Source organism: Frankia sp. CcCS3 (assembly GCF_977927575.1).
In genome coordinates, this window is sequence record NZ_CDWRCL010000031.1 from 17,109 (window position 1) to 27,550 (window position 10,442).

10 protein-coding genes are annotated in these 10,442 nt (G+C 68.3%); 6 read left to right on the forward strand and 4 right to left on the reverse strand.

Annotation, left to right across the window (positions count from 1 at the left end; all coding sequences use genetic code 11):
• The first annotated feature begins 382 nt into the window (after positions 1 to 382).
• Positions 383 to 994, forward strand: a complete 612-nt coding sequence (locus tag AC08OQ_RS05125; RefSeq protein ID WP_476611920.1) for an HNH endonuclease — start codon at positions 383 to 385, stop codon at positions 992 to 994.
• A gap of 121 nt (positions 995 to 1,115) precedes the next feature.
• Positions 1,116 to 1,472 (forward strand): hypothetical protein, encoded by a 357-nt coding sequence (locus AC08OQ_RS05130; RefSeq protein ID WP_462186441.1) that lies wholly within the window; start codon positions 1,116 to 1,118, stop codon positions 1,470 to 1,472.
• Here the strand turns inward: AC08OQ_RS05130 and AC08OQ_RS05135 are convergent.
• Positions 1,451 to 1,786, reverse strand: a complete 336-nt coding sequence (locus AC08OQ_RS05135) for a type II toxin-antitoxin system VapB family antitoxin (RefSeq protein ID WP_462186460.1) — start codon at positions 1,784 to 1,786, stop codon at positions 1,451 to 1,453. The two genes, AC08OQ_RS05130 and AC08OQ_RS05135, sit on opposite strands and share 22 nt — an antisense overlap.
• 597 nt (positions 1,787 to 2,383) lie before the next feature.
• Here AC08OQ_RS05135 and AC08OQ_RS05140 point away from each other — a divergent pair.
• Both AC08OQ_RS05140 and AC08OQ_RS05145 read left to right on the forward strand, forming a co-directional pair.
• Positions 2,384 to 3,631: a pyridoxal phosphate-dependent aminotransferase gene (locus tag AC08OQ_RS05140; RefSeq protein WP_476600556.1), complete on the forward strand. Its 1,248-nt coding sequence runs from the start codon at positions 2,384 to 2,386 to the stop codon at positions 3,629 to 3,631.
• A 61-nt stretch (positions 3,632 to 3,692) separates the two neighbouring features.
• The gene (locus tag AC08OQ_RS05145) at positions 3,693 to 5,333 is read left to right on the forward strand and encodes a hypothetical protein (protein ID WP_476600558.1); all 1,641 of its coding nucleotides are present in this window, start codon (positions 3,693 to 3,695) and stop codon (positions 5,331 to 5,333) included.
• On the opposite strand, the gene AC08OQ_RS05150 is transcribed toward AC08OQ_RS05145, so the two are convergent.
• Positions 5,275 to 5,895 (reverse strand): hypothetical protein, encoded by a 621-nt coding sequence (locus tag AC08OQ_RS05150; RefSeq protein WP_476600560.1) that lies wholly within the window; start codon positions 5,893 to 5,895, stop codon positions 5,275 to 5,277. The two genes, AC08OQ_RS05145 and AC08OQ_RS05150, sit on opposite strands and share 59 nt — an antisense overlap.
• Positions 5,896 to 6,359: 464 nt before the next feature.
• Here AC08OQ_RS05150 and AC08OQ_RS05155 point away from each other — a divergent pair, with 464 nt between their 5' ends.
• Positions 6,360 to 6,869, forward strand: coding sequence for a Fur family transcriptional regulator (locus AC08OQ_RS05155; RefSeq protein WP_476600562.1), 510 nt, complete (start codon positions 6,360 to 6,362; stop codon positions 6,867 to 6,869).
• 58 nt (positions 6,870 to 6,927) lie between these two features.
• Here the strand turns inward: AC08OQ_RS05155 and AC08OQ_RS05160 are convergent, their stop codons facing one another.
• On the reverse strand, positions 6,928 to 8,010 hold the full coding sequence (locus AC08OQ_RS05160; protein WP_476600564.1) for a CapA family protein: 1,083 nt from the start codon (positions 8,008 to 8,010) through the stop codon (positions 6,928 to 6,930).
• A gap of 205 nt (positions 8,011 to 8,215) precedes the next feature.
• Positions 8,216 to 9,127 (reverse strand): LLM class F420-dependent oxidoreductase, encoded by a 912-nt coding sequence (locus AC08OQ_RS05165; RefSeq protein ID WP_462186461.1) that lies wholly within the window; start codon positions 9,125 to 9,127, stop codon positions 8,216 to 8,218.
• 126 nt (positions 9,128 to 9,253) lie between these two features.
• On the opposite strand from AC08OQ_RS05165, the gene pdhA reads away from it, so the two are divergent.
• The coding region (gene pdhA, locus AC08OQ_RS05170) for a pyruvate dehydrogenase (acetyl-transferring) E1 component subunit alpha (protein WP_476611921.1) at positions 9,254 to 10,442 on the forward strand (1,189 nt) is incomplete at its 3' end.

Below are 10,442 nucleotides of genomic sequence, written 5' to 3' on the forward strand. Positions count from 1 at the left end.
ACTGGGCATGGGTCACCGACTGCGGAGGCTCGTTCGCCGGGCGGTAAGAGCCGTATGAACCGAGAGGTTCACGTACGGATCCGTGGGAGCCGGCGGGTGCGATTCCCGCCGGCTACCCGACTGGCGGTGGAACGAAGATGGAACATTTTCACTGTCCGTCCGCCTCGATCCAACCCGTGGTGCGATCATTGAGATCGCTCTCGTCATGGCCATGTCAAGCCTGCACGACTCCCGAGACGCCGACCGGGAAGATTCTTCCATGACATCCAATGCCGAGGGCTTGATCAATAATACCTCGATAACACACGCAGGTCCTGAGATGAAAGCCGATGCCTTGACGCCCATGTCCGAATCTTTCCTCTCTACTGGCGCTCCCACGCTGATGAGCTCGACATCTCACGCGATAAATGTCCACATAGATATTGATACACTCATCGGTTCAAGCCAAGAAAACAAGGGATCCCCCCTCCAGCAACATGAAGAAGGGCATGGGCTGAATACCCGAAGGTGTGACGTGAAGGACCACATCCCTGTTCTACCGAACGTCGTTCGAAGACTGTCTTGCGACAGCCTCCTTCGGACACTTATTATAGACTCCAAGGGAAACCCTCTCACGCTGGGTCGCACCCGCCGAAACCCGACCACGAGATTGCGGCTAGCAATTTATGCGCGCGACCGAGGAGTATGCCAGTATCCGGGTTGCCATCATACCCGCTGGCTCCAGATACATCACATGAAGGAATGGGCATCCAAAGGCGGAAACACAGATCTTGACAATCTCGTTCTGATCTGTTCCTTTCATCATCGGACTATTCATGAAAGGCGGATTGTTCTGCAGCGCGGACGCGACGGTTCGATTGTCGCCCGCCATCGTGACGGAACGCTGACGCAGCAGGCACCGCGGCTGCATCCGGGTCTGGATCTGTTGGAGCTCCTCGGCGATAGTCCCTCAACCGCGCCAGCTGAGACCGTCCCGACAAGACAAGTAGCCTGATTTACCCCTAGGGGGTATGGAAATGATCCAACTGTCTGCCTCGGCGTACCGCGACCCGATGTGGGGGGACACGAGAGCCGATGCTCAGCTACGAACGGGATGCCCGTAGGCTCCTAACCTTGTGAGCCCCATCCTCGCGCCCGGACGAGCTGGGAACTTCATCCGAGCCCTGTTCATCATCCTGCTGCTTGTGCTGCTGATGCGGACGGTGTATCTGATGTGGTTCTTCCACACCCCCGCGTGGACATCACGACCGGACGAGATCCGCTACTGCGGCGGATGGTACAAGCGTTCAGACGAGCTGGACATCACAGGAAGCCGTGCACGCCAGATGGCAGGTGGCAGCCTCAAGGAAGTCAGGCGGTCGCCGGTGTTCCGCCCGATCATGGCGTACCGTCCGACATCAGACTGTCCACGCTACCTCTTCGCCAGGGTTGGCAAGGACGTCTTCGTCATCTACCGCGCCGCCGACGACTGAGCCGGACCGGTCAGGGCCGGGCCGGTCAGAACGTAGACGCGGGCGTGTATGGACGTGCGCTGCTGCAGCGCGGCCCGTACAGCACGATGCAGGCCATCCTCCAGGTAGAGAGCTCCGCCCCACTCGACGACGTGAGGGAAGAGGTCACCGTAGAAGGTCGAGTCCTCATCGAGAAGAACATCGAGTGCGAGCACCCGCTTGGTGGTAACGAGCTGGTCGAGCCGAACCTGGCGAGGGGGAATGGCCGCCCAGTCCCGCTGGCCAAGGCCGTGCTCGGGGTACGGGCGACCGTCTCCGACCAATCTGAAGATCACCGGCACCTCCTCCTCGAGGGCGAGACATTCTCCGACCACGACAGCCTAGAATCCTCGCCCCCCTATAAGACCCCGGTGGCCCCGCAGCATCGAGCCGCGTGGACACCCGGACCACGGCTGCAGGTCAGATGCCCGCAGCTGGCACCCCTTCTCTTGATCTCGCAGCAAGGCATGTTTAGGTAAGCCTAACCTTATATCGAGGAGGTTCCATGGACGACGTCGTGCTCTGCCTGCCTCCAGACGCCGGTCGACGCATCGACCTCACCACGTATGCGCTTGCCGAACCGGATCTGATCAGTACGTATTCACCTGATCCCACCTGATGCGACCGGTGACAAGATTGCCGGAGTGCAGGTGAGTGGACTGGACCCGAAACACAGGACGACGTCCATAATCAGTCGACCTTCGTGCCAAGGAGCGGCACGGCTCTCGGCGACCGGGCACGGATCAGCCGATCCGGCCGGATGAGCACGCAACCGTTGAGTAACGATCATCTACGAAGGTGGCTGAGCCTCGGAGCCACTCCCTCGGGGTGAACTCGCCGGCACGCCGCCGGCCGGCAGAAAATCCGCTGGACAGCCCACCTACTCTGGGTAGATGGAGTTCACCCAGTCCGACAAGCTCGCCGACGTCTGCTACGACGTCCGCGGGCCTGTCCTCGATGAAGCGACCCGGCTGGAAGCTGCGGGTTCGCGCATCCTCAAGCTGAACATCGGCAATCCCGCGCCGTTCGGCTTCTCCGCACCGCCGGAGGTACTCGAGGCCGTCGTGGCAAACCTTGCGGATGCACAGGGTTACAGCGACTCCAAGGGACTGCTCGCCGCCCGGGAAGCGGTCGTGCGCTATCACCTCCGTAAGGGGGTCACCGGCCTCGACCCCGGCGGGGTCTACCTCGGCAACGGCGTCTCCGAACTGATCATGATGTCGTTGCAGGCGTTGCTCAACAACGGCGACGAGGTGCTGCTCCCCGCGCCCGACTATCCACTGTGGACGGCCGTGGTCAGCCTGTGCGGCGGCCGGCCCATGCACTACCTCTGCGACGAGTCCGCCGGCTGGGCGCCCGACCCCGACGACATCGCCGCCAAGGTCACCCCGCGGACACGAGCGATCGTCGTCATCAACCCAAATAACCCGACTGGTGCCGTCTACGACCGGCAGGTGCTGGAGAACATCGTCGAGGTCGCCCGCCGCCACCACCTGATGCTGCTGTCCGATGAGATCTACGACCGGATCCTCTACGACGACGCCGAGCACATCGCGACCGCGGTGCTCGCGCCGGACCTGGTCTGCATGACCTTCAACGGGCTGTCGAAGTCCTATCGGCTAGCCGGGTTCCGGGCCGGGTGGATGGTGATGTCCGGTCCGCGCGGCCACGCCTCGAGCTACATCGAGGGAGTGAACATCCTCGCGAACATGCGCCTGTGCGCCAACGCGCCCGGGCAGTTCGCCACGGTCGCCGCCCTCACGGAGGACGGCGGCGCCGGGGACCTCGTCCTGCCCGGCGGCCGGCTGCGCGAACAACGAGACACGGTCGTGAAGCTCCTCAACGACATCCCCGGGGTGTCGTGCGTCCCGCCGCGGGGGGCGCTGTACGCCTTCCCCCGACTGGACCCCGCCGTCTACCCGATCCGGGACGACGAGCGGTTCGTCCTCGATCTGCTGTTGGCCGAGAAGATCCTGCTCGTCCAGGGCAGCGGCTTCAACTGGCCGCATCCCGACCATGTCCGGATCGTGACCCTGCCCGCGGTGGACGATCTCACGGACGCCATCGGCCGGATCGATCGCTTCCTGGCCTCCTACAAACACCCCTCCCAGCGACAGCACCCCTCCCAGCGACAGAACTGACGGAGCAATCGACACCATCGGGGAGGTTGTCCACAGGACACCAACGCCCTGTGGACAATCTGTGGAAAAACGGCGTGGCGACGTCCTGCTCGTGGGTCTGCTGGTCGCCGCCACGATCGGGGCGCAGATCGCGCTGCGAGCCCGGATCGATCGTCCGCTCTGGTACGACGAGCTGTGGCGCCCGCACTTCGCGGGGGAACCGTGGCCGACGTTCTGGTCGGAACTGACGGCGGCCAACACCCCGTCCTCGGTCGGCTCACTGGCGCTGACCCGACTGACCGGGACCATCCTCGGCTGGCACAGTTGGTCGCTCCGGCTCGTCGGAGCGGGAATCTGGCTACCGCTGCTCGCTGCGGGCGGCTTCCTGCTCGCGCGGCGGTTCACCGGCCGGGTGCCGGCCGTGGCCGCCGCGGTGACGGCCGCCCTCGCCGGCACCGTCGTCGACACCGGCACACAGCTCAAGCCCTACGTCCTCGATGCGGTGGTCACCCTCGCGGTGATCGCGCTGTGGATAGGACAGGCCACGCTCCCACGCCGGACCGCGGCCGGGGCGCTGGCGCTGCTGTCGCTGCCCGCGGTGTTTCTGCTGGTTCCCCTCGCTGGCTACGACCTGGTCCGCGCGGTGCCCCGACGCACCGTGGTACGCACCGCCGGACGGGTGGGCCCCGCCCTCCTCCTGGCCGGCGCCCACATGATGATCTTTGTGGCGCACCAGTCCAGTCAACGGGCGAGCCATTTCTGGGACGATCACTTCCTCGCCGATCGAGGGATCCTTGGCGGCCTGCGGTTCACGCTCGAACAGACCGGCGCGATTCTCGGTGGCGCTCCGCCCGGGATCGACCGTTATGACCCCAATCTGGTGCACTCCCTCCTCGAGGGGCATCGCCTCCCGACGCTGCTCGTCGGGACGGCCACGGCGGTTGCGCTGGCGCTCGGAGTCCGGGTACTGCGCCGACGCCCCGACGGGATGATCCTTATCGTCGCCTTGATCGGCGCCGAACTGCTCCAGCTCGCGGCCAGCGCCGGACGCTACTGGCCCTTCGGGGCCTGTCGGACCAGTCTGTTTCTGGTTCCGTTGCTCACCATCATCGTCGCGGTCGGCGTTGCAGACCTGGCCCGCACGGCCCGCCTGGCCCGCACGGCCCAGGCAGCCAGGCCGGTCGGGCCGGCGCGGCTTCCCGCGGCCGTCGGCCTGATCGCGCTGGCGGTGATGCCGGTCTGCGCGGTCGGCGGGACCATCACGCTGTGGGACGAACGCCACGATCCCCGTCCGATCGAGGCCATGGTCGACGCGACGATCGCCGCCCGCGCCGAGTATCGGGCGGGCGATCTCGTCATCGTCGGCGGCCGACTGGCGCGAGCGGGCTGGCTCTACGCCATGGACCTCAGCGACGACGCATCGCCCGGGGGACCGCCGATCGGGCCCCGGGTACCCCGATCGGCGACAACCTTCCTGAGCGTGATCGGGAAGGACGGCGCGGACGGCGCGATCCGCAGCCGCCCGCAACCGCCGGACCGGATCCTGCTGTTCATCCTCGCCTACGACCTCCGGGGCACGGCCGCCGAACTCGCGTCCCTGCGGCAGGCCGGATGGTGTGAGCAAGAGATCCGGACCTTTCCGCTCACCGGCACCCTGCACGGCCTCACCCGCTGCGCCCCGACGCCGCGGGGGGACTCGCAGTCGCCATCGGCTGTCCGATGAGAGCGGCCAGCGCCCCCCATTCCCGGTCACCGTCCGCCAACGACGACGCGATGCGCTGCTGCAGCACGCCGACCTGGATCCGGGTGCCGTCGAAGAGCTGCCCGCAGGACGCCGCAGCGGCGGCATAGTCCCTGCCGCCGGCATCGAACCGCGCCTGCGCGGCCGCGGTCGGCGGCACCGGCGCGGTCAGCGCCGCCTGCGTGTCGGTGCCGAGGGAGACGCAGACGGGCCGCAGGGAAGCGCCGTCCTGGGCGGCCAGATACGCTCGGGCCGCCGCGACGTCCGTGGCGACCCGGGTCCGCAGACCCTCGCTGCCGTGGTAGCAGGAGGCCAGCTCGGCAGAGTCATTCGCAGTGGATGCAGAGCCGTTCGCGGTGGATGCAGAGCCGCCGGTGGTCGACGCGGGCAGCCCGGACGCCGAGTCCGCACCGCCTGTCAGGGTCGCCGCTCCCCCGCCAATCACCAGCACGATCGCGCCGAGAATGGCGAGCCGACTACCGATGGGGTTCTGGAGCGGATCCGGTTCCCGCAACCACCCAGGTCGGCCGCTACGCCCCGCCATGCATCCCTCCGCCCTGGATCTACTCTGGGCGAAGGTTATGCCTCGGAGCGTCGCAGATCACCGGTGGGTGCGGCCGTCAGCGTGCGGCCGTCAGCGGATCGCCGCCACGAGCTCGGGAATGGCAACGGGTGGCAGCGAGTTACCTCAGGACTTTCCTGCGATCAGGTCGCAAGCGCATTCACACCTCCGCCCAGCACATCCGGGATGAAAACCATTGTCAATAATGTTCAACGGACGCGTGCCCATTCCCGTCGCCAGGCACGCCCAGCGCGGCGAGGAGATGAGAAAGTGAGAACGTGGCCCGTACACCCCAAGAAGCTCACGGGTCCGAGCCGACCCCACGGCTGGTGCACGCTCCGGGCGGGACGGACGGCACAGTCGGGATGAGAGGCACGGACGGTAAGGGCGACACCGGCAACAGACTGAACCGACCAGACAGACTGAACGGCAGCGAAGGGAGCGACGTGAGCACCGCGGGGAACGACACCAGGTCGGCCGGCACGGGCCGGCCGGCCCGCGACCCTCGCAACCAGCGGGATGAGACGGCAGAGCGCCGTCCGGCGCCGAGCCGGGGGACGGCCGTGCGTGCCACCCGGCAGGGCGACGCCGTCTCCGCCGCGCTTGCCGAGACCGACGCCTTCACCAGCGCCCAGAATCTGCACGCCCGGCTACGGGCGCAGGGCGCCGCGGTCGGGCTCACGACGGTGTACCGCCATCTGCAGGTGCTGGCCGACCGCGGCGAGGTCGACATGATCCGCCGGGACGACGGTGAGACCGTCTACCGGCGCTGTGCCTCTGACGACCATCACCATCACCTCGTCTGCCGCTCCTGCGGCCGGACGGTGGAGATCGCGGGACCGGAGATCGAGGCGTGGACCGCCAAGGTTGCCAACGCCGAGGGATTCGTCGACGTCGTGCACACTGTGGAGATCTACGGCACCTGTGCCACCTGCGCGGCCCGACCGGCCACCTGAGCGAGGTTCCCGGCGGAGCAGGGGACGCACCGCGGGGCACAGTGCGCGCAGCCGTCGGTCAGGGTGCCGTCGCCGAGAGGCCGGTGCAGGCGCGCAGGGCGTTCCAGTTCGCCAGGGCCCGGGCTCCCGCGGCACCGGTCACCGGCTGGGGGGTGCCCCCCACGATCCGGGCGGGTAGCCAGGCAGCGGCCATGACCGCCCGGCCAGCGACGGTCAGTTCCAGCACCCCGGACTCGGTGTTCCGGCCGGCGCCGGAGGAATAGAACACAAAGTTCCCCAACCCGTAGCCGACGTACACTCCGTCGGAGGCCCATCTGGCGCCCAGCAGAACGTGGGCGTGGCTCCCGATGACGACGTCCGCGCCCGCGGCCGCCAGCCGGGGGAGCAGGGCGCGCTGTGCCTCGTTGGGGCACTGCTGCTGTTCAGTCCCCCAGTGCAGGAAGACGATGACCGTGTCCGCCTCGGCCCGCGCGGCTCGCACCAGCCGATCGACCTCCTTTGCCGATGCCAGGCCGGGTTTGTTCGGACCCGCCGTCCAGGCCGCGATCAACTCGTCGTCGAGCACCTGGGTGGCCCCGAGGACGGCGATACGCTGCCCCTTGACCGTCGTCATGTACGGGGCGTACGCGGCGGTGTCGTCCACGCCGATGCCGACGAGCGGAAAGTGCGCATCCCGGGCGTAACGCAGCGAATCCTGCAGGCCTTCGATGCCGTAGTCCATGCCATGGTTGTTGGCCATCGTGACGACGTCGATGCCGGCCGCCCGTACCGCGGTGAACGCGGTGGGCGAAGCCCGGAACACATACGCCTTCTGGGCCGCGGCGCCACGGTCCGTCACCGCCGTCTCCAGGTTCGCGATCGCGAGATCGGCCGCGGTCAGGGCCGCCGACATGGGTCCGATCGCCGTCCGCGGATCGGCGGCGAGCCGCGGACCGGGAGCACCCTCGAAGTGGATGTCGCCGCCGAAGGCGATGGTGACCGGCTGCCCCGTCGGCCGCCGCGGGCCGTCACCGACGGGTGCGGCTCCCGCGGTGGCCGCAGTGGCCCCGGCCGGGGGACCGGTGGTGGCGGAGGCACCGTCGGCGTGCGGCGTCGGCCTCGGACGGTCCTCGCCGTAGGGCACGGCACAGGCGACGAACATGAACCCGACGATGACGGCGACGCCACCGGCGACGGCCGTGCGCCCTCCTCTGCACCGAACGCACCGAGCACGCCGGCTGGCTGCACCCCGCTCCACGCCAGGCTCCCCCCTCCGTGACGACCACGCCACGACGAGCCACTCGCAAACCGGCCGCGTCCCGGCCGTTCCCATGATCCCGAGCTCGACCGCCGCGGTCCGTCCGACGTCAGAGTGCCGACAGCACCGGTGCCAGTTCGCGCCACTGCCGACGCGGCAGCCCACGGCGGTCGAAGTCAAGCACCTGCACGGCCACCTGATCGGCCCCGGCGTCGAGATGCTCCTTGATCCGCCCGAGCAGAACGTCCGCGTCCCCCCAGGGGACGATCGTGTCGACCAGGCGGTCCGAGCCCGAGCCGGCGAGATCGTCGTCGTCGAACCCGAAACGCCGCAGGTTCGCCGTGTAGTTCGGCAGCCGAAGATAGGACCCGGTGTGCCGGCAGGCGAGCTCACGGGCCTGTTCCGGATCGGTGTGCAGGACGAACGCCTGCTCGGGGACGAGCAGCTTGTCGGGCCCGAGGATGTCCCGGGCGGCAGCGGTGTGCTCGGGTGGCACAAAATAGGTGTGGGCGCCGTCGGCCCGGTCCCGGGCGAGGCCGAGCATCTTCGGACCGAGCGCGGCGAGCACCCGTGGCGGGACACCGGGCGGTGGCACGGCCCGGTACTGCTCGACCGCCATCCGGTCCATCTCGTCGAGGTACGCCGCCATCTGGGCGAGTGGGCGCGTGTAGGAGGCGCCCCGGATGTGCATCAGCTCGGCGTGGGACACCCCGAGTCCGAGCAGGAACCGGTCCGGGTACGCCTCGGCGAGGGCCAGCTGACCAGCGGTCATGGTGAGCGGGTTACGGGCGAGGATCTGCGCGATCCCGGTCGCGATCGTCATCCGGGAGGTGGCCTCGAGCGCCAGAGCGGCGGTGACCAACACCTCGCGCCCCTTGACCTCACCGGTCCACAACGTCGGATAACCGAGATCGTCGAGTTCTGCGATCGCCTCCCGGACGACCGCGGCCGGGGAGAAGTCGAACTGGCCACTCCAGATCCCCACCTTGCCGATCTCACGCCGGGCCGGCGGGCGGGTCATGTGCTGCGCACTCGTCACCGCGCAACCGTACCGAGCAGGAGCGATGGTCACTCGTCACGGCGGGACCGCCGGATCCGGTTGCCACTGTCCGTCCAAGGTCTATCGTTGGCGAGTGTGACGGAGCTCATGCAGCTGCTCACCCCGGCCGGCCACCGGATCACCACCGCGTCCACGACGACGGCAGCCGGGCCCGATGCGCCGGGGCCCGATCCCTCCAGAGCCCGCGCCGGCGGGGCGGGCGCCGCGGGAGCGGACCCGCCCCGGACAGCCGCCGATCTGGCCGCCCAGATCGCCGATCTGACCGACGACGACCTGTATGGGCTGTATCGGGACATGGTGTTCATCCGCCGGTTCGACGAAGAGGCGACCAGCCTGCAGCGCCAGGGCGAGCTGGGGCTGTGGGCAAGCCTGCGGGGCCAGGAGGCGGCCCAAGTCGGATCCGGCCGGGCGCTGAGGCCTGGCGACATGGCGTTCCCGTCGTACCGGGAACACGGGGTGGCCTGGTGCCGGGGAGTCAGGCCGAGGGAAATCCTGGCGATCTATCGCGGCACGACGCTCGGTGGCTGGGATCCGGACACTCACGGATGCGCCCTCTACTCGATCGTCGTGGGCTCGCAGGCGCTGCACGCCACCGGCTACGCGATGGGAATCGCCCGGGACGGCACCGACGACGCGGCCATTGCGTACTTCGGTGACGGGGCGTCGAGCGAGGGCGACGTCAGCGAGGCGTTCGGATGGGCGAGCGTGTTCGCGCCTCCGCTGGTGTTCTTCTGCCAGAACAACCAGTGGGCCATCTCAGCGCCCGCTCGGCGCCAGAGCCGAATCGAGATCGTCCACCGGGCCGCCGGCTTCGGCTTCCCGGGCGTGCGGGTGGACGGCAACGACGTGCTGGCGTGTCTCGCGGTGACCCAGTGGGCCCTGGCGACCGCGCGTGCCGGGCGTGGCCCGGTGCTGGTGGAGGCCGTGACCTACCGGATGAATCCGCACACCACGGCAGACGATCCCAGCCGCTACCGTCCGGAGAGTGAACTGGGCATGTGGCGTCGGCGTGATCCGTTGGACCGGATGCGCGCCCACCTGACAGCGCGGGGCCTGCTCACCGAGGAGAGTCTGCGGCAGCTGGCCATCGAGGCGGACGCCTTCGCGCACGAGCTGCGCGCGCAGTGCGTCGCGCTGCCGAATCCGATCCCGACCAGCCTGTTCGATCATGTGCAGGTGGCTGAGAATGAACTCGTGACGGCCCAGCGATCGGAGTTGGCGGCCATGTTCGACGTGGAGGGGCCCGGCGTGGAGGACGAGATGGGCGGGTGCGAGG